This window comes from Novosphingobium sp. PASSN1 (assembly GCF_002278815.1).
In genome coordinates this window covers 257493-282852 of sequence record NZ_NKIS01000005.1, presented here as the reverse complement: position 1 = coordinate 282852, position 25360 = coordinate 257493, and the positions used below count along the sequence as shown (strand labels likewise).

The following is a 25360-nucleotide window of genomic DNA, read 5'->3' as shown; positions in this document are numbered from 1 at the left end:
GAGGCAATTAGCGGTTCGCAGGTGACCGTTAGTGAACTCCTGAAGCCCGGCCTTGGCCATATCGACCCTCCCGCGCCTGCGGGGATTGATCCCCGGCAGCTGATGCGCGATCTGCAGGCGTTTCGCGATCCGCACCCGCGCCGGAGCGGGTGGGAGCTGGCGATCACCCTGGTGCCCTTTCTGGCCTTGTTTGTCGGAATCGCGCTGGCCGTTCAGGCCGGTTACTGGCTGGCGCTGGCCGCCACGCCGCTGGCCGGGCTGTTTCTGCTGCGGCTGTTCATCATCCAGCACGATTGCGGGCATGGCTCATTCCTGCCGAACCGGGCGGGCAATGACTGGATCGGGCGCGTGCTGGGTGTCCTGACCTTTACGCCCTACGATTGCTGGCGGCGCGCCCATGCGCTGCATCATTCGGCTACGGGCAATCTCGATGCGCGCGGATTTGGCGATGTGGATACGCTGACGGTGCGCGAATACCGCGAACGCCGGTTTCTGGCGCGGCTGGGCTACCGCCTTTATCGTCATCCGCTGGTAATGCTGGGGCTTGGCCCGGCCTATCTGTTTCTGGTTCGCCACCGGCTGCCGGTCGGCCTGATGAAGGACGGCTCGCTCTATTGGGTCAGCGCGATGGCCACCAATCTGGCGACGGCGCTGGTTCTGGCGCTGCTGATTTACACGTTCGGCCTTGGCGTGGCGGCGGCGGTGTTCTTCCCGGTGCTGCTGAGCGCGGCGTCGCTCGGCGTCTGGCTGTTTTACGTGCAGCACCAGTTCCCGGATGCTTATTGGGAGCAGGCGAACGAGTGGTCGTTTCACGAGGCGGCGCTGCATGGCAGTTCATACCTCGATCTGCCGCGCGTGCTGGGCTGGTTCACCGGCCATATCGGGATCCACCATGTCCATCATCTGGCGAGCCGGATCCCGTTTTATCGCCTGCCCGAAGTGCTGGAGAAGCATCCCAAACTGCGCGAGCTCAACCGGTTCACGGCGGTGGAGGCATGGGGTACCTTGCGGCTCGGTCTATGGGACGAGGAGCGGCGCGTGATGGTTTCGTTTCGCGAGGCGGCGGTTCGGGGCTGATCTGCGGCTTTTGATGCCTGGCGCAGTGCGCCCCTCCCCAACCCCTCCCCGAACGGGGAGGGGCTTTTTTAGCAGTGCCAAGGTCACGGGATGCACGGGCCATGGCCCTTGCCCGCCGGAGGCATCTTTCCGTTCTTACGGAAGCGGTCCATCCGGCAGGCCGAGCGCGGCCCGGTCAGCCGTTGCGCCCGCCAGATCGATCCCGGCCAGTGCCGCGCGGGCCTGTGCGTCGAGCAGGCGGACGCCGGCATCGGTGGCGGCTTCCTCGCGCATGTTGAGGAGGAAGAAGTCGCTGGCGCCGAGTTCGAAGCGGCGGCGTTCGGCGGCGGCGAGATCGGCGGCCAGTGCAGCTTCGTCGGCGGCGAGGCGGGCGGTCTTGGCGGCGCCGTCGACGGCGATGGCGATGCCTTTGACTTCGACGGCGATCTGTTCGCGCACGAACTGCTGGCGGGTGCGCAGGCCATCGATTTCGGCGCGGGCTTCGGCGATCTTGCCCTTGGCGGTGCGGCGCTGGAGCGGGACGGTGAAGCGGATGCCGACCATCGCATCTTCGCCATTGCGCGATTTGCCGCCGCTGCCGGTGGCGCCGACATCGTAAGACAGTTCGCCGCGCACATCGAGGCGGGGCTTGAGCTCGTTTTCAGCGAGTGCGAGCTTCAGTTCGGATTGGACGAGGCGGGCGCTGAGGGTCTGGACGTCGGGCCGGTCAAGTGGCTGGCCGGGGCGTGTGGGGCGAAAGCCGGGGAGCGAGGCGGGCAGGCGTTCGGGGCCAGCGATCAGGCGTTCGCCATTATCGTCGCGGTAGAAGAACGAGAGCGCGTTGGCGGCGGCATCGTATTCCTGCTGCGAGCGGACGACGAGGGCCCGGCGGCGCACGATGTTGGTGTCAGCCTCGGTGAGGAGGATGGCGGGGCGCGCGCCGAGCTGGACCTGACGGGCAATGCCGGCGCGGCGCTGCTCGGCCAGGTCGAGGAGCCCCTGATAGGCCTTGAGGCGCAGGCCCGCGGCGACCCAGTTCTGATAAGTGGCGGCGGCGCGGGCCTGCACGCCGATGGCGACCATTTCGCGTTCGAGCCGGGCGGCATCGATATCGCGCGCGGCCATGGCGATGCGGCCGCGGCGATCATCGATGGCGCGGTCACGCAGCAGCGCGAACAGGCCGCCGATCTTCAGTTCGCCAAGGCGGTCGGTATAGGCCTTGTCCTCGTAAATCGGGAAAGTGCCGCTGCTGACACGGTAGCCGCCATAGAGCGAGCCGCCGTTGCCCGTGAGCGGGCGCGTGGCCTTGCTTTCGAGATACGTGCCCGAATAATAGCCGAGGACGCGGGTTTGCACATCGACATCGAACACGGTGTCGAACGAGCCTTGCGCGGAAAGCGCGCGGCCTTCGGCCTGACGGACTCGGGCCATCGCCTCGACAATCTGGGGGGCTTGCTGCGCCGAGCTGGCAAGCACTTCGTTCAGCGTGAGTGGCAGCGTGAGTGGCGCGGCCTGCGCGAACGCGGGCAGCGGCCAGAGCAGCGCGAACAGGACCAGAAGACGGCGGATCATGCTGCGCTCACTTGGGCTTGCCTGCTTTGCGCACGGTGGCATCGTCGTCCTTGGCGGTGCCGCCGGAATCCTTGCCGGACATCGAGGCCTTGAGGTCCTTGCTGAATTCGAGCGGGAAATCGTTGAGCTGGCGCCACAGTTCGTAACCGACGGGGACGGTTTCCATCTGGATCCAGCCGCGCACTTTCGCGCCGAGCTTGGTGAAGCGCAGATCGGGCCAGGGCTTGGCGGCGGGATCGGGATCGATGATCACACGGAACAGGCCGCTGGGGCCGGAGGTGGGATCGAGCGCGCGGACGCGGCCATCGAAGATCCCTTGCGCGACCGAGGGCCAGCCGCTGAACTGGATCGCGGGCCAGCCTTCGAATTCAAGGCGGACGTGCTGGCCGGGGCGGACGAGCGCGATATCGCGGCCATCGACATAGAGCGCGACGGCGCGGGTTGCGGTTTCGGGGACGACGGTGGCGAGGATGGTGCCGGCAGAGACGACGCCGCCACTGAGCGCGGCGTTGACGGTCTGGATGCGCCCGGCGCGGGGGGCGCGGACGAGCTGGCTGGATTGGCGAGCGACCTGCACATCGATGCGCTGGAGCTTTGCACGCGATTCCGCCAGCTTGGCGCCGCCTTCGGCAACCTTTATCTGCGCGAGTTCGACATCGCGGCGGGCGATCAGGCCCTCACGCCAGAGTGCCGATGCGCGGTTTACGTCGAGCTGGGCGGTGGCGCGCGATTGGGTGACGGAGGCGATTTCCGCCTCGATCTGCGCGCGTTCGGCGGCGAGGCGCGAGAGGTATTCCGGATCGAGATCGACGACGCGGGCGATCGGCTGGTTCACGGCGACGAGTTCGCCGTCCTTCACATACCATTCGGCGATGCGGCCGCCGACAAGGGCGGAGACATCGGCGGCGCGGTCATCGGGATTGAGCGCGACGACCTGGCCATCGCCGTTCGCGGTCTGCACCCACGGCACGAAGACCATGACCAGCACAGCCGCGGCGATGGCCAGCGCGACGAGCCATGCGGTGATGACGACGACGCGCGGGGAGCGCATCGAGGCGAGCGTGGGGAAATGGTCAAGATGCTCAAGACGATATGGCACGCGCGGCCTCCCGATCCTTGACGTGGGCCTGAAGTTCGGCGGCGGAGGCGAAGCGGATCTGTTCATTGCGGCCCAGCCACAGCCAGCCATCGAGCGCCATCGGCCCCGGACGCGATGTGCAGACGAGCACGGTGGTGCCGGCGGCTTTCAACCGTTCGAGCACGCGCAGCAACTGGGCGGGGGGCATCACATCGAACACCGGCGCGAGGACAAGCACCTTGGGGCAGGCGAGGAGGGCGTTGGCGAGCTTGAGTTCCATCACTTCGCCCACGGTGAGCGGCCAGCCGGAGGAGGCGAGCGGGGTATCGAGGCCTTCAGGCAGCATGGCGATGCGTTCGCTGAGGCCAACCGCATCGAGCGCATCGAGGATGCTGGCGGGGCTAAGGTCGGAGACGGCCAGGTTGAGGTATTCGCGGATGGTGACTTCGACGATCGTCGGCCGGTCCAGCACGATGATTTCAGAGCGCAGCAGGTACATGTTGAGCCCTCCAAGATCGGAGCCGCCGATGGTGACGAGGCCGTGATCGGGGGCGACATGGCGCTTGAGCAGCATCGAGAGCGTGCGTTCGACCCCTGGTTCGGGAACGGTGACGAGGCGTTCACCCGCGGCGAGCGAGAAGTTGAGGCGGGTTTCGCCAAGGCGCACATCCCGCAAGGCAATGGCACCATCGCGCGGGCCAGTGGTGCTGGGCATCGGCAGTTTTTCCTGCGCGATGCCATAAAGCAGCGAGAGTTCCTCGCAGCTGGCGACGAGATCATAGAAGGTATCCAGATACCAGCCGAGCTGGCTGACGCCGTAGAACACGCCCGAGAGGATCAGCTCTGCGCCGACGAGCTGGCCGATGGTGAGCTCGCCCGCGAGAATGAGATTGCCGCCCAGCGCGAGCAGCGCAGCCGATGCAACGGCATAGAGCATGAAGAACGTGAACGTCTGGGCGAAGCTGTAGCGGAAATAGGCCTTGTGCTTCGCAATATAGTTCGATGTCATTGCTTCGGACCGGTCCATCGCGAAGCCGACATGGCGGCTGGACTTGTAGAAGCCATTGGAGCCGCCAACGCTTTCCAGCCAGCGCGCGGTATCATGCTTGGCATGGGACAGCGCGACGGCGTGGGTCATCGAACCGCGCGACCACAGCAGCCAGACAATCAGCAGCGCCAGCAGCAGCACAACGTTGAACGCCAGAAAGAACGGGTGATAAAAGCTGGTGACGGCGAGGCCGACCGCCGATTGCAGCATGATGGTGAAGCCGCCGATGATCAGGCTGGGCACTGCTTTCTGCACGACGGTGAGATCGAAGAACCGGTTGAACAGATCAGCCCGGCGCGCATCGCCAAAGAAGGGATCGCGCGCATGGACGGCGCGGATGGTGATTTCGGCAACGATCCGGGCAAACAGGCGGCGTTCGAACAGGGTCATTACATAGACCCGCAGCGTGCTGAGCATCGCCACGACGAACAGCAGCGTGAACAGCAACCCCGCCAGCGTCCACAACTGGGCGGGCTGCGCGGTGTATGCCACACTGTTGATCAGCAATTGCACCGAAATGGGCATGGCCAGCGAAAGTAGGCTGATAGCAATGCCATAGACGGCAGCCAGGCGCAGATAGCCAGCATCAGGCCCGATGATTTCGGTCAGCCATCGTATTGCATCGCGCAATTCGACCCGCGTTGGTCCCGCCATGAAGTTCCCTGAGAGCTCTGATAATCCGATACCGGTAAGCGCATATCTAAGGCATTGTGCAGCGCAGCGCCAATCAGAAGTCTTGCGGAGGCGCTATAGGCTGTGGTTATAACCTGCCCATGCCCACGATCCGCCAGCTACAATACCTCGTGACTCTTGCCGACACGGGCTCGTTTGCCGAAGCCGCGCGGATCAGCCATGTCTCGCAGCCCGCGCTGAGCCAGCAGATCAAGGCGCTGGAAGAGCGGCTTGGGGTGCGGCTGCTCGATCGTTCGACCACGGGTGCGATCCTCACGCCAATCGGGCGGAGCATCGTGTCCAAGGCGCGGGGTGTGCTGGGCGAGGTGCGCGCCATCACGGAACTGGCGCGTTCGGCGGCGACGGGGCTTTCGGGCACCTTGCGCCTGGGCACGACGCCGACGCTGGGGCCTTATCTGCTATCCCCGATCATTGCCGATCTGCACCGCGCGGCCCCGGGCCTCAGGCTCTATGTGCGCGAGGGCATTCCCGACGAGCAGGCGCGGGCGCTTTCGCGCGGGGAGCTCGACGTTATGCTGGGGCCGCTGCCGATCCGGGGCGATGATCTGGAGATCGAACCGCTGTTTCGCGAGCCGCTCGACCTCGTGGCGGCGGTGGACAGCGATCTGGCGCGAGGAACGGTTGCGCCCGATGCGCTGGCCGGGCAGGTGCTGCTTTCGCTCGATACCCGGCACCACCTGCACCGCGAGACGCGCGACATCGCCGAAGCGCACGGGATGGCGCTCAGCCCGGATTACGAGGGAACCAGCCTCGACAGCCTGCACATGATGGCCGCTTCGGGGCTGGGGCTGACGGTGCTGCCACGCCTCTATCTGCAGAGCGACGTGGGCGGGCTTTCGGGGATTGCGGTGGTCGATGTCGAAGGCTGGCGGGCGCATCGTTCGGTGGCGCTGGCGTGGCGGCGGGGCACGAGCATGGAAGCGGCGTTTCGGGTGATTGCCGAGCATGTGCAGCGCTCGGCGCGGCGAATGCTGGAGCGGGATTTGGCCTAGTTAGGTGGGCTGGCCGTTTCCCAGCCCCCGCCGAGCGCCTTGAACACGCTGATCTGGGCATCTGCGCGGGCTGCTTCGGCCTGAGCGAGGGCGGCGCGGGCCGCAGCGCGCTGGCGTTCGGCGTCGAGCAATTGCAGGAAACTGTCTGCGCCGTAATCGAAGCGGATGCGCGAGAGGCGGGCGGCATCGGTGCTGGCAGTCATGGCGCGGCGCAGGGCGTCCTCGCGGGTGGCCGCGCCGCCTGCGCGGGCGAGGGCCTGTTCGGCTTCCTTGAGCGCCGTGAGCACTGCGCCATCGAACCGCGCGAGCGAGCCTTCGGCCACGGCCTTGCTTTGTTCGACACGGGCGCGGGCCGCGCCATTGAGCGGGAAGTTCCAGCTGATCAGCGGGCCGAGCGAATAGCCGACCGAGCCCGCATTGCCGAGATTGCTGAACCGCGTTGCACCCAAGGAGACGCCGCCGAGCAGCGTGATCGAGGGATAGAGCGCGGCGGTGGCGACGCCGATGCGCGCGGTATCGGCGGCAAGGGTGCGTTCGGCCTGCCGCACATCGGGGCGGCGCGCGAGCAGGGCCTGCCCATCGCCCACCGGCAGCGGCTGCGGCGCGGCGGGGACGGTGCGGCAGCGGGCGGCGGGGGAGTCGATGATCGCGGAGGGGGCATCGCCGGTCAGCACGGCGAGGGCATAGAGCGCGGCGCGGCGTTCCGCCTCGAACACCGGCACTTGCGCGCGCGCCTGTTCGACCAGCACCGTGGCGGCATCGACTTCGGCGCGCGTGCCGCGCCCGGCGGCAAGGCGGCGTTCGGTGAGATCGAGGGTGCGGGCCTGCAAGCTTTCGGTTTCGCGTGCGACATCGGCCTGTTCGCCAAAACCGCAGGCGGCGGCATAGGCGCGGGTGGTTTCGGCCGCGACCGCAACGCGCGCGGCATCGACAGCGGCCTGCGCCGAAGCGGCATCGGCGCGGGCGGCTTCGATGCTGCGGCTGACACCGCCGAACAAGTCTGCCTCGTAGGACGCGTCGAAGCCCAGCGAGAAGAAATCGTTGGTGACGGTGCGGCCAAGTGCGGGGATGACTTGCTGGCTGTGCGAGAACTGCGCGGATGTGCCCGAAGTGGGCAGGCGCGCGGCTCCGGCTTCGGAGAGCATGGCGCGGGCGCGCTGGAGATTGGCGGCGGCGGCGCGCAGATCGGTGTTCTTCGTGAGCGCCTGCGCCACCAGCCGGTCAAGTTCGGCATCGTTGAACAGGTGCCACCACTGGTCCGGCAAGGGGGAAGGCGTGACCGTGCCGTTTTCGAGTGCTTCGGCAAGGCGCACCTGCTCTGCCGGGAGCGCGGCGGGGCGCTGATAATCCGGGCCGACCGCGCAGGCGGCCAGCGTGAGGGGGAGGAGGAGCGCAGGGAGACGCTTCATGCTTCGTCCTCCCCACCGGAAGCCGGTGCCTGCCTTGGCTTGCGCCGCAACCAGCGGTTGACGCGGTCTCCGAACTTGCGGCTGATGATGTAGAACGAGGGCGTGAAGAGGAGACCGAACAAGGTCACGCCGATCATCCCGAAGAACACCGCGATGCCCAGCGCCTGCCGCATTTCCGCGCCGGGGCCGGTGGCAATGACGAGCGGGAGCGTGCCGAGGATGAAGGCAATCGAGGTCATCAGGATCGGGCGCAGGCGCTGGTGCGCGGCGCGTTCGGCTGCGGCGCGCGCCTCCAGCCCGTCATCTTCGCCAGCGCGGGCGAATTCGACGATGAGGATAGCGTTCTTGGCGGCAAGTCCGATCAGCACGACAAGCCCGATCTGGGTGAGGATGTTGTTGTCGCGCCCCATGATGTCCACGCCGACGATCGCGGCCAGCAGGCACATCGGCACGATCAGGATCACCGCCAGCGGCAGCACGAGACTTTCGTACTGCGCGGCGAGGAGCAGGAACACGAACACGACCGCGAGACCGAACACGAGGATGCCGGTATTGCCCGCCTGTTGCTGCTGATAGGCCAGTTCGGTCCATTCATAGGTGAGCCCGGCGGGGAGATTGGCCTTGGCGAGGCGGTCCATCGTGATGAGCGACTGGCCGGAGGAGAAGCCGCGCTTGGTATCGCCCTGAAGCTCTGCGGCGGGATAGAGATTGAAGCGCACGACGCGGTAGGGGCCGCTGTCGTTCTTGAGCGTCATCACCGCCGCAAGCGGGACCATCGTGCCCGAGGCAGAGCGCGTTTTCAGGCGGAGGATATCGCCGACATCATCGCGGTAGGGCGCGTCTGCCGCCGCCGTCACGCGGAAAGTGCGGCCGAGGAAGTTGAAATCGTTGACGTATGTGCTGCCAAGATAGGTGCCGAGCGTGGAGAACACGCGTTCGACGGGGACGCCGATCTGCTCCGCGCGCTCGCGGTCCACTTCGGCCTTGAGGCGCGGGGTCTTGGTGTTGAAGGTGGTGAACACCGCATTGAGGCCGGGTTCCTGATTAGCGGCCATCATCATCTTGAACGCGGCAGCCTCCAGCGCGCCGTAGCCTGCGCCGGAGCGGTCCTGGATCATCATCTTGAAGCCGCCGCCGGTGCCGATGCCGCGCACGGGCGGTGGAGGCACAACGATGACATTGCCCGCGGTGATCGCGCCGTAGGCCTTGCGCAGTTCGCCCGCGACCTGATCGGACGTGGCCTTGCGCTGGGCGAAATCCTTGAGCGTGATGAAGATCGCGCCGCCATTGGGCGCGGTGGTGAACGTCGCGCCATCGAACCCGGCGAAGGCGATGGTCGTCTTCACGTTGGGATTGTCGCGCGCCACCTTCGCGGCTTGCTGCACGATCTCGTCGGTGCGCTGGAGCGATGCGCCGGGCGGCAGCTGGATGGCGGCGATCAGATAGCCCTGATCTTGCGCCGGGATGAAGCCGGTGGGCGTTTCATAAAAGCGCCAGCCAGCGATGGCGAGCAGCAGGATATAGGCAATGGAGATCAGCCCGAGCGAGCGGACGAGGCGCGCGGTGAGGCGGCCATAGCGCTGCGAGAGGGCTTCGAAGCGCGCGTTGAAGCCGCGCGCGAAGCGGACGGGGAGGCCGCGCCAGCCGGGCGGAGCGGGGACCTCGCCGTGATCGCGCGGTTTGAGGATGAGCGCGGCGAGTGCGGGCGAGAGGGTGAGCGAGACGAACGCGGAAATCGCGGTGGCGCTGACGATGGTGAGCGCGAACTGCTTGTAGAACGCGCCCGAAATACCGGGGATGAAGGCAGTGGGGATGAACACCCCGCACAAAACCAGCGCGATGGCGATGAGCGCGCCGGACACTTCGTCCATCGTCTTGTGCGCGGCGGCGCGTGGAGGGAGGCCCTCCTCTTCCATCAGGCGTTCGATGTTTTCGACCACGACGATGGCATCATCGACAACGATGCCGATGGCGAGGACGAGGCCGAACAGCGAGAGGTTGTTGAGGCTGAAGCCAAAGGCCGCCATCGCGGCGAAGCTGCCGATCAGCGAAACTGGGATCGCGATGATCGGGATGATCGAGGCGCGCCAGCTTTGCAGGAAGACGAGGACGACGAGTGCGACGAGGATTATGGCTTCGAACAGGGTGTGTTCGACCGCGCTGATCGAGGCGCTGATGAATTCTGTCGGGTGGAAGGGCACCGAATAGATCAGGCCCGGCGGGAAGGACTTGCTCAGCGCTTCCATTTCCGCATCGACGGCGGCGGCGGTCTTGAGCGCGTTCGAGCCGGGGAGCTGCGAGATGCCGAGGCCGATCGAGGGGTATTTGTCGCGGTAGGCGTTGGTGCCGTAATCCTGCGCGCCCAGTTCGATGCGGGCAATATCGCTGAGCCGGGTCAGACGGCCCTGCTCGTCGCGCTTGAGGATGATATCGCCGAACTGACCGGGCGTGGTGAGGCGGCCCTCGGTCTGGATGCCGAGCTGGAAGGCGGTGCCGCCCTGGTTGAACGGCGCCTGCCCGACCGACCCCGCCGCGACTTGTGCATTCTGCGCGCGGATCGCGGCGATGATCTCGTCCACCGTGAGGTTGCGGCTGGCGGCGGCATCAGGATCGATCCATACGCGCATGTTGTAATCGCGCGCGCCGATGATGCGCACCCCGCCGACACCGGGAATGCGGCTCAGCCGGTCGACTACCTGCAGGGTGGCGTAGTTCGCCACGTATTGGTGGCTGAGCGACTTGTCCGGCGAATAGAGGTTGATGACCATCAGCAGGTCGGGCGAATTCTTGCGCACCGTCACGCCGATCTGGCGCACTTCCTGGGGCAGGCGGGGTTCGGCTGTGGCGACGCGGTTCTGCACGAGGACTTGCGCGGAATCGACGTTGGTGCCCGCCTTGAAGGTGACCGTGATCGAGACATTGCCGTCGCCCGTGGAGGACGACTGCATGTAGATCATGTTCTCGACGCCGTTGATCGATTCCTCGAGCGGGGCAGCGATGGTTTCAGCCAGCGTTTCGGCGGTTGCGCCCGGATAGTTGGCCGAGACGACCACGGTCGGGGGCGCGATTTCAGGGTACTGGCCGACGGGGAGCGAGGGATAGGCAATCGCCCCGATGATCACGATCAGGATCGACAGTACCGCCGCGAAGATCGGCCGGTCGATGAAGAAATGCGGCAAGCGCATTACTGGGCCGTGGCTTCGGCGGCGGCGGGGGCGTTGATCGCCGATGAGGCGGGGGAATCGGCGGCGGCGCGGGGCTTCAGCACGATGACCTTGGCATCGACCGCCGTGCCTGGCTGGAGCCGCGCGAGGCCATCAATGATGACCTTTTCGGTCGGCGCAAGGCCCGAGCGGACGACGCGCAGGCCTTCGACCAGCGGGCCGGTTTCAACCGGGCGCTGCAGGCTCTTGCCGTCCTGGCCGATCACGTAGACGAAGCGGCGGGTCTGATCGGTGACGATGGCTTCATCGGGCACGAGCAGCGCGCTGTAGGCACCCGAACCCAGCAGGCGGGCGCGGCCGAACATGCCGGGGACGAGGAAGCCGTTGCGGTTGTCCACCTCGGCAAAGGCGCGGATCGTGCCCGAATTGCGGTCGATCGCGTTGTCGACGAACTTCATGAGCCCGTGCCAGCGGTAGCTCTGTTCGTCCGCCAGCTTGATATCGACCGGATTGGGGGCATAGCGCGAGGATTCGCGTTCCCCGGTCTGCGCCTGGCGGACATATTTGAGGTAAAAGGTTTCCGCGCCTTCGAAGGCGAAGCGGATCGGATTGACGCTGACGACGCGGGTGAGCACCGTCTGCCCTGCGGAAACATACGTGCCGATGGAGACGCGCTTGTCCGAGATGCGGCCGGTGATCGGCGCGCGGATCGTGGTGAAGGACAGATCGAGCGCCTTGGCATCAAGGCTGGCGCGGGCGGCCCCGGCGGCAGCGATGGCGCTGCGCAAGTTGGCCTGCTTGGTTTCGAACTCCTCGCGGCTGATGGCTTGCGCATCGACCAGTTTCTGCGCGCGGGCGAGTTCGGTGCGGGCGTTGGTCACGAGCGTTTCGGCGCGGGCAAGTTCGGCGCGGGCTTGGGCTGTGGCGGCGCGATAGGGGCGCGGATCGATGGTGAAGAGCACCTGACCCTTGGCGACTTCGACGCCTTCGCGGAAATTCACGCTATCGACAGTGCCCGAGACGCGCGGCCGGATCTCCACATCCTGTACCGCTTCGAACCGGCCGACATAATCGTCCCAATCCACCACCTGACGCTGCAAGGGCACGGCAGCGGAGACGTGCGGTTTTGGCGGTGGCGGGGGCGCAGACGGGGAACAGGCGGCGAGGGGCAGCAGGGCGAGCAGGGGGAGAGCAATGATTCGACGCACTTAACCTTCGTATGGGCGGCGCCGACCAAGCGCAACCGTTGCTGCGGTGCAGCGCTCCTAGCCCGAAAGGGCGTTTCCCCCTCCGCCTTGCCTACGTCTTCAGATCACCAGCACGTCTGCGGCTACGAGGTCCGGCTCGCTGAGCAGCGCGGCAATCGCAACGGGCGAGCCGCTGAGCGCGCCATCGGCATCATAGCTGAGGCGGCCGCTGGCGGCATCATAGAGCAAGTGGGCCCCGATCTCGTCCTGCGGCAGCGCGCCACCCGCATAAGCTGCCAGCGCGGTGAACACCCGGCTATCGAGAACGATGTGATCTTCGCCCGGGCGGAAATCGGTGATCGTATCGGCCCCGCCTGCGGTGCGCGAGGGGATCAGGTCGATGAGGAAGGAGTCCGAACCTTCCCCGCCAGTCAGCTTATCGGTGCCCTTGCCGCCCGAAAGGGTGTCGTCGCCCGGTCCGCCCGCCAGCACATCATTAGCATCGGTGCCGACGATGGTGCGCGGGCGGTATTCGATGGTCACAGTCTCGAAGCCGGTGGCGATCATGCCATTGGCGAACGTGTAGGTGGTGACTGCGCCGCTGGTGCGGGTGGTGAAGGTGACGAGATCATCGGCGACCACGACAAGCCTGTCGTTGCCCGCGCCGCCATCGAGGTCGTGCAAGCCATAATCGGCGCGGATGGTATCGTTGCCGCTGCCGAAAGTGAGGACGTATTCCTCGAAGCCCCGGAAACCGTACCCGCGCGTGGGCAGACTTACTGTGCCGCCGAGCGTGAGCGAAAGGTTGAGGCCGCTGGTGAGCGAGAGATCGGCAGTGATACGGTCCGTGCCTTCGCCGCCATCGACTGAAGCGGTCTGCGTGCCAATGGTGACCCGGTCGTCGCCGCGCCCGGCAGCGATGACATCGCCGTTGCCGCCAAGATCGGTCAACTGGTCGTTGCCATCGCCGAGCGCGACGGTGTCTGCGCCGAGCCCGCTGTTGACGCGGTCGTCGCCCGCGCTGGTGGTGATGCGGTCTGCCCGCGCGCCGCCGGTGACGAGATCGCCTCCCGAGCCGGTGGTAACAATCAGCGCCTCGATCGAAGTGAAGCGGACGGGCGTGGCTGGACGCGCGCCCGATGCGATCCCGGGGAGAGGCAGCGCGGTGATCTGCACTGAAAGCGCGGCGGTGGCGGCGGCCAGATCGACCTCTGCCGTATCGAAGCCGCTGCCGCCATCGATCACGGCCTGACCTGTTATAGCGCGGACCTTGAGCGTATCGTTGCCGCCCATGCCCAGCAGCACATCGTTGCCGCCGCCGCCATCGAGGTCGTCGCCCAAGTCGCTGCCCTGCAGCCGATCGGCATTGACGCCGGCCTGCAGCGTGACCGCGCCGCCCGCGAGATCGGCGGTATAGTCGAGCGATTCCAGCGTGCTGTAGGCAATGTCCGCAAATGTGCCGCTGCCGCCCGCGACGAACACGCCCCGGCCCACCGCTGCGTTCAGTCCGCGCACTTCGAGCACGTCTGCGCCGGTGCCGCCATCGGCACGGCCGCCGGTTTCGAACACCAGCCGGTCGTTGCCATCGCCGCCTTCAAGCGCATCCGCGCCGGTGAGCGCGCTGCCGGTGCGGTTCTTCACGCCGAAGCCGTAGAGCGTATCGCCGCCGCCGCCGCCCCGGATCGTGTCACTGCCCAGGCCGCCCCGGATAACGTCGGCCCCTGCGCCGGACGTCACGGTGTCATCGCCGTCAGACAAGGCGATATCGAGCACTTCGATGCTGGCGAGCTTGAGGTCCGGGGCGACCGTGGTGGAGGCGGCCAGCGTGAAAGCGAGCGGGCCGGTGCGCCCGGTATAAGCGAAGCGCGCGGTATCGGTGCCGCTGCCGCCGTTGACGCTGGCCCGGCCGCCCGGTTCGGCGGCGGAGCGCGCCAGTACGATCAGATCGTTGCCGATGCCGCCTGCATAGCTGTCCTGCCAATCGCCCCTCAGTTCGTCGTTGCCGCGCCCGCCATAGAGCCGGTCTGCGCCTGCATCGCCGAAGATCACATCGTTGCCGATGCCGCCGCGGATCACATCATCACCGCCGCCGCCGTGGATGAAATCGTCGTCCGGCTGGGTGAGATCGATGCCGCCGCGCAAGTCGGCGGGGGTGGTTTCATCATCCGGGCCGCCGAAGATCACTTCGGCCTGATCACTGCCCTGGATCTGGTCATTGCCGCCATCGCCGTTGATCCGGGTGATGAATGCGCCGTAATTGCCGCCCTTGGTCACGGAAATCACATCATCGCCGAGCCCACCTTCGAGGCGGCTGGCGGAATTGGTGGCCAGGATCGTGTCGTCGCCGTCTCCGCCCGAGGCCTGATCGCCGCCTTGCGCGGCCAGCCCGCCGGGGGTGGACAGATCGCGCACATCGATGAAATCATCGCCCGCATCACCGTAGAGCTTGTCGCGGCCCGCGCCGCCGACCAGACTGTCGTTGCCGCCGCGCCCGCTGAGGTTGTCGTTGCCGCCGCCGCCATAGAGCACGTCCTCGCCGATGCCGCCGCCGATCTGATCGTTGCCGGTGCCCCCGCCGGTCATGTGGATCGCCTCGATGCTGGAGAGCACCGTGCCGAAGCTGCCGCCGCCTTCGCCGGGGAGAAGGACGGTGGTGGTGATGCCGCCGACGGTGGACTGGAACAGGCTGTCGCCCGATCCGGCATCTAGGTGAAAGCCTTGCTTGGCACCCAGCCCGGCGGCGGTCGGCAGTTTGATATAGAGCGTATCGCTGCCGCTGCCGCCATAGTAGTGGCCGGAGAAGCCGCCGACGAGCACATCGTCGCCTCCCTCGCCAAACAGTTCGTCGCGTCCGCTGCCGCCGTCGAGGTAGTCGTTGCCCGCGCCGCCGCGCGCGGTGTCGTCGCCCTTGCCGAGGATGATTGCATCGGCGGCGCTGGTGGCGCGCACATCGAAGCTTTCGATGCCGATGGCGGTGGTACCGTTGCTGAGCGTGACGTTGCCATCGTAGACCATCGCCTGCGCGCGGGCGAAATCGGCAAACTGGTAGGCAGCGGGTGCGGCTTGCTTGACCGCAACGACCCCGGCGCCGAGGACGAGGCGGTCCTGCCCGAGCGGCGAGATGCTGGTCTTGGCGCCTTCGCCGAAGATCTGCATGCCGCTCATCTTGGCGGTGACGGTGAAGGTATCGCTGCCCGCGCCGCCGTTCAGGATCGCGGTGGCCGCGCCCCACAGCTGGTCATCGCCGTCGCCGCCATAGAGCGTGCCGCCATCGGAGCCGGCATAGAGCCGGTCGTTACCCGCGACACCGTTCAGTTCGTCCTTGCCAGTGCCGCCGCGGATGATGTCGTCGCCATCGTTGCCGACGGCTTCATCGAAGACGCCGTCGTTATCATCGACAAGGATCGTGTCATCGCCTTCGCCGCCGCTGACGATATCCTCGCCGGTGCCGGCGCGGATCGTGTCGTTGCCGAAGCCGCCGTCGATGCCATCATCGCCGGCATCGCCGAACAGCTTGTCGTCGCCGCCATCGCCCGCGACGACATCATTGCCCGCGCCCCCGCGCAAGGTATCGGCGCCGGATTGGCCGCCGATGAAATCATCGCCTGCGCCGCCGTCGATGCTGTCATTGCCGCCCTGGCCATCGATGTAGTCGGACTTGTCGCTGCCGGTGAAGGTGTCGTTGCCGAGCCCGCCGCTGAGGTCATAGCTCTCGAAGCCTTCATATGTCACGGCGGCGCGCGTTGCGGTGGCGGCGAGCAGGGTGCCGCTGCCGCTGTCTGAGAGGGTGACGGTGAGGCCTGTGGTGTAGATCGCAAAATCGGCATTGAGCTGATCGGTGCCAGTGCCGCCGCGGATGGTCTGGCCGCCCTTGAGCGAGACGAAGATGCGCAGGATATCGTTGTCTGCACCGCCATCGTATGTGCCGGGGCCGATGGCTTCGATCTCGTCGTTGCCCGTGCCGCCGGTGATCAGTTCGCTCTTAGAAAGGACAGACAGCTCGCCGTAGAGCTGGTCGTTGCCCGCGCCGCCGTCGATCGTATCCGAACCCAAGCCGCCGTGGATCTCGTCGTTGCCGCCGTTGCCGATCAGCGTGTCGTTGCCCTTGCCGCCGTAGATCAGGTTGCGGGCTGCATTCCCGTTGACCGTGTCGTTGCCGTCCAGAGCATCGACCATTACCTGCTGGTCGGCCATGTCGAGCGTTTCAGCGGCATCGGTGCCGGTGACTGCGACGTGGGTATCGACCACGGTTACCATGTCGGGCAGGGTGATGGTGTAGTCCGAGCCCTTCTCGCCGATGGTCTGGGTGATATCGAACAGCGGGAACTCGTCCGGGTGGTAGAGCCAGTGCTCGAACTTCTTCTCGTCGATGAAGATCGGGTTCACGATCAGCTTGAAGTAGAGCAGCCCCAGTTCCATCGTGGCGCGCGCATCGAGGGCCACGGTGCTGTCGGAATGGATGTGCAGCGTATAGCTCTCGGTGATTTTCGTGCCCAGGCGGTCCCCTTGCGAAAATGGCAGGGTGACGATGCTGCCGAACGCGACGCTCTGGTTGAAAATGGTGGTGTAGCCGCCGCCTGCGACCTTTTCCTCCACCTTCACCGCGCTATCGACCCCGGCGAGCGTGACCTTGAGATCCTGCGCGAGGCCGAGGTGCATGTTGAGCGAGAGGTGGAGGAGATCCCATTCGACGATGACGTCGAGCGCCTCGCTGGCGAGCACTTGCTGGCCCCCGCGCAGGACCTGGCCGATCAGCGGGACGAATTCGAGCGGCATGATCTTGAGCAAGCCGATATCGGGTCCGGTGCCATGAGCAGTGTTGCTGGCGCCCACCCCGCCTGAGGCCGAGACCGCAAGATCGGGCAGGCGCGGGGCGGTGAGCGAGCCGAAGATGCCGGTGGTCGAATAGGTCGCGGGGGGATCGCCCTGTTTGAGATCGAACAGGCTCGTGTAAGACGAGAGATCCTTCGAGAAATAGAAATCGGACGCATTGGTATAGACCGAACCCAGCGGGGTGTAGACATCGATGTCCTTGAAACCGATGCCGAAATTGCCGGACGTCTTGACGCCGAGGCCGAGCACGCTTTCGCCATTTTGAGGCAGGACATTGTGCACGCCGAAGTTGAACTGCGCTTTGGCGGTGTTGAGATTGTAGGCGCCGTAGAGATCGACACGGCCATCGGCATTGGCATCGAAAGTGGCGTCGAACGCCTTGGTGCCTGAAGCGCTGGCCTGGGTCTGGCCGAGATTGAAGGTGTAGTTGAGCGCAAGGCCGAAGCTGAAATCGGCGAAGAACTTGGCCTTTGCGCCAAAGCCCGCAGCACTGGCGTTGATGTCGATATAATCTGCGCCGGGGGTGTGCGAGGTGAAGGGAATGTAGGAAATGATGCTGTCGATCTGCGCATCGGTGAAGCGCGAGAGGCCGATGCCGAAGGTGGCCGGATCGAGCAGGACGATATCTTCGCCGCCGGGACCGGTGCCCCAGTTGTCCTTCAGATCGGAAAGCGTATCGGCCATGAATCCTGTTCCTTCAGGCGATGCTCAAGCATGGAGCGCGGCAGAGGATCGGATAGGCCCATGCGCTATCAGCAAATACCCCCGGGTTAGGGTAATCTGGCTTGCGTACTGCCACTTTTGCATGCCATTCAACGCTGACGGGCCGCTCCCCAGCACAACGATGCTGTCGTCTGTTTACGCAAATACCCCTGGAGCAAGCCCGGTCCCATGTCTTCGGCCCAGACCCACCTGAAGCACTTGCGCCTGATCGCCGCGCTGGGCCTGCCCGCGCACCAGTCTATCGGGCTGATGGTGGCGGAGATCGAGCGGATGATCGCCTGCGCGTTCGCCAACTTCTTCTGGCTTGGTCCGGATGGCCGCCCGGTGGATGCGTGGATGCGCGAGGTGATCCCGGCGGCCATGGATGCCTTTGTCGGCAATCACGCCGCGCTGGAGCGTGATCCGCACGAGCCGACGCTCGACAAGTTCGTGGCGGCGGGCCTGCGCGTCGGGGCGGGTGAGGCGTTTTATGCTGCGCCCGGATTCGCGCGCACGGTGGTTTATAACGAAGTGTTCCGGCCCTATCGCATTGCCGGTTCGATCGATCTTGTGGTGCGTGATGGCGGCGGCACGGCGCGCGGCGTGCTGATGGTGAACCGGGCGGCGGGCAGCGGCGGTTGGAGCCAGGCTGAAAGGGCGCTGATAGCCTCGCTGCACGATCATGTCCTGGCCGCGATTACAGGACCTTGTGCCAAAAGCGTTGGTCAATGCAGCGTCGTCGCAGACCAGAGCGGCTGCTTTCTGGTCGATACGGCGGGGCGGGTCGAGTATCATGCCGGCAGCGCGATTGCGCTGGCCGCACAGCACGCTGGCATCCCCATTGCGCCGGGCCGCATGCTGGGCGCGCTGGGTGAGCGATTGACCCCGGCGCTGCACGCGCTGCTCGACCGGGCGATTGCCATCGCGCGCGGCCTGCCATCGCCGCCCCCGTTCGATGCGCGCAGCACCCCGCATGGAGAAATTGCCGTGCGGGTCATGCCCTGCCTGCGCAGCAGTGCCGCGCTGGAGGCGGATGACAGCGGTGATGCGCGCTACATGATCTGCCTGGAGCGGCGGCCTCCGCTTGGCGCGGTCGTGCTGGGGCGGGCGGCGGCGCTGCCGCTGAGCGCGCGCGAGCGGGAACTGGCGGTGCTGCTGGCGCTGGGCCATTCGCCTGCCGAAGCCGCGGCGCGCATGGCGATTTCGCTGGCAACGCTGCGGACCTATCTCAAATCGGTTTACGCGCGGACCGGGGCAGGCGGGCGTGAGGCGCTGGTGGGGATGCTGCGCGGGGCCTGATCGGGACGCAGGGCCGCTACCTGTCTTCACAGTGGCGCGGCGCGTAATCAGTTGCTACAAGAAACGTATTGGTTCGTTCGAAGGGGGAGCACGCGGCGTGGCAATCGAGGCAATGGTGAATGGCAAGCCGGTGCGCTTTGCGGGCGAACCGGATACGCCGCTGCTGTGGGCGATCCGCGAGGAACTGGGGATGACCGGCACCAAGTTCGGTTGCGGCATCGCTGCCTGCGGGGCGTGCAGCGTGCATATCGACGGCGAGATCACGCGGTCTTGCAGCGTGCCGATCAGCGATGTGGCGGGCAAGTCGATCACCACGATCGAAGGGCTTTCGGGCGCAGAGGGCACGCTGACCGCCTTGCAGCAGGCGTGGATTGCGCATCAGGTGCCGCAGTGCGGCTATTGTCAATCGGGCCAGATCATGGCCGCCGCTGCGCTGCTGGCCAAGACGCCCAAGCCGACGGACGCCGACATTGACGCGGCGATGACCAATATCTGCCGCTGCGGGACCTATCCCCGCATCCGCGCGGCGATCCATTCGGTTACGGGCAACAGCCCCGCCGTTCAGGCCTGAGGAGCAAGCACATGGGCATGATCCGCAGAGCATTCCTGATTGGCGGCGTCGCGGCCATCGGCGGCGGCATCTTCGCGGTGCAGTATGGCGACAAGGCGGCAAGATCGCAGGCGGCCAAGCTGACCGACGGCAAGGGCGGGCACAATTTCGGCACCTGGCTGCGCATTGGCGAGGACGATACCGTCACGCTCTATTCGCCGCACACCGATATCGGGCAGGGTTCGAACACCGGCCTTGCGCAGATGCTGGCCGAAGAGCTGGACCCTGACTGGAGCAAGCTGGCGGTGGTCTCCGCGCCTGCCGAAGCGGCGTTTGCCAACGTGGTGCTGGGCAAGGGCTTCATGGCGGACATGAGCGGCTATCCCGGCATCATCGGCGCGTTGCCGATGTCGCTGCTGGGCATGCTCGCGCGCCAGCTCAACTTGCAGATCACCGGCGGTTCCTCCGCGCTGCGCTTTACCGGACAGAACGGGCTGCGGGTGCTGGGCGCGGGCACGCGCGCGGCGCTGATCGAGACGGCGGCGGCGCGCATGGGTGTGCCTGCGGGCGAACTGACGACCGCCAATGGCAAAGTGCTTCATGCGAAAAGCGGCAAGGCGCTGCGCTATGGCGAACTCGCCGCAGAGGCGGCGACGCACAGCCTTTCCGGCGATGTGGCGCTGAAGGATCCCAAAGACTTCAAGCACATGGGCAAGTCGATCCCGCGCTTCGACATTCCGGCCAAGGTCAACGGCACCGCGCAATATGGCATGGATGTGATGAAGCCGGGCATGCGTGTGGCGACAGTGATCGCCGCGTCCGTGCGCGGGGGCAAGCTGGAATCGGTCGATCCGGCACCGGCGATGGCCGTGGCGGGCGTGGAGAAAGTGATCAGCCTTGAAGGCGCGGTCGTCGTCGTCGCCAAGGGCTATTGGCAGGCGCTGAAGGGCGCGCGGGCGCTCGCGCCCAAGTTCAGCGATGGCGGCAATGGCCTGATTTCGACCGCGACGATCTTTGCCGAGCAGGACAAGCTGCGCGGCGGGGACAAGCCCGACAAGACCGTGGGCGAGGGCGATGTCGATGCCGCGCTCAAGGCGGGCGGGGTGAAGGTGCTCCAGGCGGAATTCCGCATGCCGTTCCTGCACCACGCGATGATGGAGCCGTTTGCGCTGACCGCGCACTACAAGGACGGCCACCTCGATGTGTGGGGCGGGATGCAGGACCCGCTTGGCGCAAAGGCGGCGGCTGCCAGCGCGGCTGGCCTCGGCGCAGACAAGGTCACGTTCCACCCGATGCTGATCGGCGGCAGCTTTGGTCGCCGCCTGCCGATGTACATGGAAGTGGTCGATCAGGTGGCGCGCGTGGCCATGCAGGTGCCGTTCCCGGTCAAGCTGATCTGGTCGCGTGAGGAGGAAGTCTCGCAAGGCGCGTACCGCCCGCAGAGCTCGGCATGGCTGACGGCGGCGCTGGGGCAGGACGGCAAGATCGCCGCCTGGCGCACCGATTTTGCCCAGCCGGAAGACGGCCTGCGCGAAGTGCCGTTCTTCTATGATGTGCCCGCCGTAGCGCGGCGGCATTTCAAGCAGGTCTCCAACCAGACGGTCGGCGCATGGCGTTCGGTCAATGCAACGCAGCACGGCTTCACGACCGAGAGCTTCATGGACGAGCTGGCCCACGCGGCGGGCGTCGATCCGGTGGAGTTCCGCTTGCGGCACCTCAAGGCCGGTTCGCGCCATCGCAAGGTGCTGGAAGAAGTGGCCAAGCGCAGCGGCTGGGGTTCGCCGGTCGAAGCCGGACGGGCGCGCGGCGTGGCGATGGTCGAATGCTTCAACACGATCGTGGCGCAAGTGATCGAGGCTTCGCTGGGCGAAGACGGGATGCCCAAGGTGCACAAGGCGACCGCCGTGGTCGATTGCGGCACGGTGGTGAACCCGACCGCCGCCGAAGGGCAGATCCTCGGCGGTCTCGTCATGGGGCTTTCCTCCGGCATCGGCGAGGCGATCACGCTGGACAAGGGCGTGGTGCAGCAGAGCAACTTCAGCGATTACGAGGTGCTGAAGCTCGCAAATGCGCCGAGCGTGGACGTGCATTTCCTGAATAGCGGCGCGGAGATGGGCGGGATCGGCGAACCGGGTCTGCCGCCCGCGACGCCTGCGCTGGCCAATGCGCTGTTTGCGCTGACGGGCAAGCGGGTGCGCAACCTGCCGATCAAGGACCAGGCGAAGGCTTGAGGCCGTTTCCCTCCCGCGTTAGCGGCGTTTTTCCCTCTCCCTTAAGGGGAGAGGGCTCAAGGTTGGATGGCTACCGCACCCTCTGGCGTGTTCCAGCCCCGGATCGCGATGGTGGCCGGCTTGGCGCAGGCGGGGACGCGCACGGTGAGCGTGCGGGTTTCCCCCGGCATCAGCGAGACGTAGTTGTCCTCGAAGAACGCTGGCAGAACCCGCGCTCCCGCCTTGTCGAGCACCGTGAGTTTTACAGCCAGGGCAGGGGTCTTCCCAGTATTGGCGAGAGTGAGCGCCAGCGCGCGGTCAGCCCCCTGCGCCGCGCCAGACTTCACGGTGAGGCTGATTGCGGCGGCGGGCATTGCGTTGAGCGCGCGGGTGGCAGCGGGATCGCGGCCGCGCCAGTAGAAGTTGCGGCTGAGGGTTTCCCCGTTTGCATCCACCAGATCGAGCGCGACGAGAACCATCTCGCCGTTTGCCATGAGCGGCGCGAGATCGACTTGGCCTGCGGGCGTGGCGGTGTTGGCTGGGGCGGTGAGCGGCTGTTCCCGCGCAAGCAGAGTGCGCCCGGCGAGATCGGTGACGCGCACCTTTGCGGTGAGCGCGGGCAGATCGGCGCGGGTCGTGTTGATCACCATCAGCGCGTTATCGGGCAGGTTGAGCTGGATATGCACCGGCTCCGCCCCGGCGCGCGCGCCATAATACGCAGCGGAGGTGTCCATGTCCGAGCTGTAGAGCTGCCACGCATTCGACGGCCACGAGGGGTGGGTCATCCAGAACAGGCGGCCGGAATTCTTGGTCCAGAGGTGGCCGACGAAGCCCTCCATCATCGCCTTGTGCGTCTCCAGGTTCATCATCTGCGCCTTGCGCTCGAAATCGGCCAGATCGGTGCCGGGGCCGAATAGGGCCGCCAGCGTCTCCATGAAGGTGCGCGTGTCGCCGTTCCCGCCGAAATGCCAATCGTGGTACGCCATCGTATCGCCGAGCGGCCAGCGGTCGGCGGCGGGCACGCTGGCTTCGATGGCTTCGCGCGTGGAGAGCGAAGGCGTGCCGGTTTCGACCGAGAAGCCTGAAGCAAGATTGGTGAAATAGCCTTCGGGCGGGCGGTAGTTGTAGGGCCCGCTGCCTTGCAAGTTCACCATGTTGGACGAGCCGGTGTACCAGCGGGTGCCGTCGAGCTTCGTGACCAGCGCGTCCAGCCCTTCGTTGAGCGCGGGATAGGGCACGCCTTCGTTGCGGCCGAACCACAAGGCGATGCTGGGGTGATTGCGGTAGCGGGCGATGGTGTCTGCTGCATTGGCGAGGAACAGCTGCGGGTCTTGCGGTTCGATCTGGAAATCCTGCGTGGACTGCCAGAAATCGTTGAGGATCAGCATGCCGTTCTCATCGGCGAGATCGTAGAACGCAGGCTCGGTGTTGGTGCCCATCCAATTGCGGATCACGTTCATGTGCGCCTCGCGTTCGAGGCGGAAATAGGGCTCCAGCTCGGCGCGGCCGAAGCGCTTCATCGCATCGTCCATGCCCCAGTTGCCCCCGCGCGCGGCGATCCGCACGCCGTTGACGCGCAAGGTGAGGTGGGGGAGCGGGGTAGACGGCGCGACCGGGCGGACGGCGGGGGATTTTTCGCCCGCAGGCGTCAGGCTTTGCGCCCAGCCGAGCGGGGTCTGCTTGATCGCCTGATGGCGCACGTCGATCAGCGGCAGCTCGCCCGGCCTTGCATCGGTGGGATCGACTTCGACGCGGTTCAGGCGGCCATCGCTGCCGAAGAGGGCGAGTTCGTAGCTGAGTTCGCGCACGCCGAAGCGCAAGGATCGCGTCTCTGACGGCTGGCCCTCGGCGGCGGCGGTGAGGGTGAGCGTGTAGAGCGCAGGATCGCCGTAGCCATTGGGCCACCACAGGCGCGGGTTGGCAAGGCGGAGCGCGGGATCGGTGGCGGGCGAGAAGGTGACGGTGGTCTCGCCGGGGGCGGCAGTGAGTGTGCGGGTGAGGGCGATCTCGCCGATCTTCGCCGTGACGGTGAGCGCAAGCGGCGCGCTGGTGCTGTTGAAGACGGGGACGGTGATGGTGACGTCCGCGCTGTCGGTGCGCGGCAGCGGCAGGTCGGTGATCACGTGCGGATCGCCGAGGCGGAGGGGGCCGGTGGCTTCGAGGGTGACGCCTTGCCACAGGCCGGTGTTGCGATCGCGGATGCCGGGGATCCAGTCCCAGCCTTCGGTGGCCACGAACGTGGGGCCGTCGATGGCGAGCTGGCCGCCGTTTTCGCCGACGCCGCCTTTGACCGATTGTTCGTGCGGGATGCCGGGGTGCGGCGGAGGGCTGACTTTGACCGCGACGACATTCTCCCCGGCTTGCGGCGTGAAAGTGAAGCGGCCGCGCGCAAAGGCGCCCTTCATCGCGCCCATGCGGGTGCCGTTGATCCACACTTCGGCGGCGTAGTTGATGCCATCGAAGCGCAGGGCGAGGGACTTCCCGGAAGCCTCGGCGGGGAAGGTGAAGCTGGTGCGATACCAGTAGTCCTGCCGGGCGAGGCTTTCGGGAATGCTGAGGTTGTTGAGCCCGTAGTACGGGTCTGGATAGATGCCGCGATCCACCATGGTGGCCAGCACGGTGCCGGGGACGCGGGCGGCGAGCCATTTGGCGGTATCGACGCCGGGGCGGGAGAGGGCGGCGCCGTCTGATTGCGCGAGATCCGGTGCCGGGATCAGCTTCCAGCCGTTCAGCTGCCACTGACCAGGAGCGGTTGGGGCGAGCGCGGGCCGGGGTTTGACGGGTATGGCGCGCGGGGGGCTGGCCGGGGCACTGGGAGGCGTGTTCGAACGGGGGAGGAGCCACGCGTCCTGCTGTTCGGTTAGGCCGATATTGGCCTTGCGCTGCAGCGGCCAGCCGACGCCGACTTCGCGGAACTGGACGGAGCCAAAATCGGGGCGCTGGGCGAAGAGCGCGGCGGGATTGAGAGCCGTTTCATCGAGCAGGGCCTGCGCGAGCGATCCGGCGAAGTGGGGCTTGCCGGGGATCGGCGGGGTGATGGCGAGGCGCGGGGGGGTGGTGGTTGTGGCCAGCGCCTGCTGGGCAGAGAGCTTCCCATTGATGAACAGGCGGGCTGTGGTGCCGTCATAGGTGGCGGCAAGGTGCGTCCATTGGCCCGCGAGGAGCGGCTGCGCGGCGGTGAGCTGCATGGGGCCGCTGCGCAGGGCGGGGCGGCCATCGGCAAGGACGAGCGCGCGGCACGGCGCGCAGGCATCATCGCCTTGGAGGATCAGCGCGGCCTCGCCTTGCTGGATGCGGTCCGGCTTGACCCATGCGACGAAAGTGAACGGCGCGGCGGCGTTCAGGACGGGGCTGCTTGCGGGAAGCGGGCGTTCGCTGCCGATGCCGCCTTCGAGACTGCTGATATTCCAGGGACCACCACCCTCTGGCATTTGAGCGCGCGCGGCAGTTGTCAGCAGCGCGCTGGTGACGAGGAGCGCGGGCAGGATACGGCGGGTGATGGCGGGCACGGGCATTCTCTCTTCCGGTCTTGCGTATGACAACGCGGTCAATTTTTGCGCACGGTAC

13 protein-coding genes are annotated in these 25360 nt (G+C 66.5%); 5 read left to right on the top strand and 8 right to left on the bottom strand.

Annotation, left to right across the window (positions count from 1 at the left end; translation table 11 throughout):
* Nucleotides 1-21 precede the first annotated feature (21 nt).
* Nucleotides 22-1077: a fatty acid desaturase gene (locus CFE35_RS10880; protein WP_292930619.1), complete on the top strand. Its 1056-nt coding sequence runs from the start codon at nt 22-24 to the stop codon at nt 1075-1077.
* Nucleotides 1078-1212: 135 nt separating this feature from the next.
* Here CFE35_RS10880 and CFE35_RS10875 read toward each other — a convergent pair whose 3' ends face one another.
* The 3 genes from CFE35_RS10875 to CFE35_RS10865 are packed head-to-tail and all read right to left on the bottom strand — an operon-like array spanning nt 1213 to nt 5408.
* Nucleotides 1213-2628 (bottom strand): TolC family protein, encoded by a 1416-nt coding sequence (locus CFE35_RS10875; protein ID WP_292930618.1) that lies wholly within the window; start codon nt 2626-2628, stop codon nt 1213-1215.
* Between the two features lie 7 nt (nt 2629-2635).
* Nucleotides 2636-3727 (bottom strand): HlyD family efflux transporter periplasmic adaptor subunit, encoded by a 1092-nt coding sequence (locus tag CFE35_RS10870; RefSeq protein WP_292930617.1) that lies wholly within the window; start codon nt 3725-3727, stop codon nt 2636-2638.
* Entirely contained in the window at nt 3711-5408 is a 1698-nt protein-coding gene (locus CFE35_RS10865; RefSeq protein ID WP_292930616.1) for an ABC transporter ATP-binding protein, read from the bottom strand. The genes CFE35_RS10870 and CFE35_RS10865 overlap by 17 nt, the downstream gene beginning before the upstream one ends.
* Nucleotides 5409-5527: 119 nt before the next feature.
* On the opposite strand from CFE35_RS10865, the gene CFE35_RS10860 reads away from it, so the two are divergent.
* The gene (locus CFE35_RS10860; RefSeq protein ID WP_292930615.1) at nt 5528-6439 is read left to right on the top strand and encodes a hydrogen peroxide-inducible genes activator; all 912 of its coding nucleotides are present in this window, start codon (nt 5528-5530) and stop codon (nt 6437-6439) included.
* Here the strand turns inward: CFE35_RS10860 and CFE35_RS10855 are convergent.
* The 4 genes from CFE35_RS10855 to CFE35_RS10840 all read right to left on the bottom strand — a co-directional run bounded on the left by CFE35_RS10855 (nt 6436) and on the right by CFE35_RS10840 (nt 17716).
* Entirely contained in the window at nt 6436-7848 is a 1413-nt protein-coding gene (locus CFE35_RS10855) for an efflux transporter outer membrane subunit (protein WP_292930614.1), read from the bottom strand. The two genes, CFE35_RS10860 and CFE35_RS10855, sit on opposite strands and share 4 nt — an antisense overlap.
* The gene (locus CFE35_RS10850; protein ID WP_292930613.1) at nt 7845-11033 is read right to left on the bottom strand and encodes a multidrug efflux RND transporter permease subunit; all 3189 of its coding nucleotides are present in this window, start codon (nt 11031-11033) and stop codon (nt 7845-7847) included. The genes CFE35_RS10855 and CFE35_RS10850 overlap by 4 nt, the downstream gene beginning before the upstream one ends.
* Nucleotides 11033-12220, bottom strand: a complete 1188-nt coding sequence (locus tag CFE35_RS10845) for an efflux RND transporter periplasmic adaptor subunit (protein ID WP_292930612.1) — start codon at nt 12218-12220, stop codon at nt 11033-11035. Before CFE35_RS10845 ends, CFE35_RS10850 begins: the two co-directional genes overlap by 1 nt.
* Nucleotides 12221-12319: 99 nt before the next feature.
* Nucleotides 12320-17716, bottom strand: coding sequence for a hypothetical protein (locus tag CFE35_RS10840; protein WP_292930611.1), 5397 nt, complete (start codon nt 17714-17716; stop codon nt 12320-12322).
* A gap of 207 nt (nt 17717-17923) precedes the next feature.
* Here CFE35_RS10840 and CFE35_RS10835 point away from each other — a divergent pair, with 207 nt between their 5' ends.
* From CFE35_RS10835 to CFE35_RS10825, 3 genes are all read left to right on the top strand, one after another.
* Nucleotides 17924-19033, top strand: coding sequence for a helix-turn-helix transcriptional regulator (locus CFE35_RS10835; protein WP_292930610.1), 1110 nt, complete (start codon nt 17924-17926; stop codon nt 19031-19033).
* Between the two features lie 112 nt (nt 19034-19145).
* A complete protein-coding gene (locus CFE35_RS10830) occupies nt 19146-19604 on the top strand; it encodes a (2Fe-2S)-binding protein (protein ID WP_292930654.1) in 459 nt (152 codons plus the stop codon).
* Between the two features lie 17 nt (nt 19605-19621).
* On the top strand, nt 19622-21814 hold the full coding sequence (locus CFE35_RS10825; RefSeq protein WP_292930609.1) for a molybdopterin cofactor-binding domain-containing protein: 2193 nt from the start codon (nt 19622-19624) through the stop codon (nt 21812-21814).
* Between the two features lie 56 nt (nt 21815-21870).
* On the opposite strand, the gene CFE35_RS10820 is transcribed toward CFE35_RS10825, so the two are convergent.
* Entirely contained in the window at nt 21871-25308 is a 3438-nt protein-coding gene (locus CFE35_RS10820) for a LamG-like jellyroll fold domain-containing protein (RefSeq protein ID WP_292930608.1), read from the bottom strand.
* Between the last annotated feature and the right edge of the window lie 52 nt (nt 25309-25360).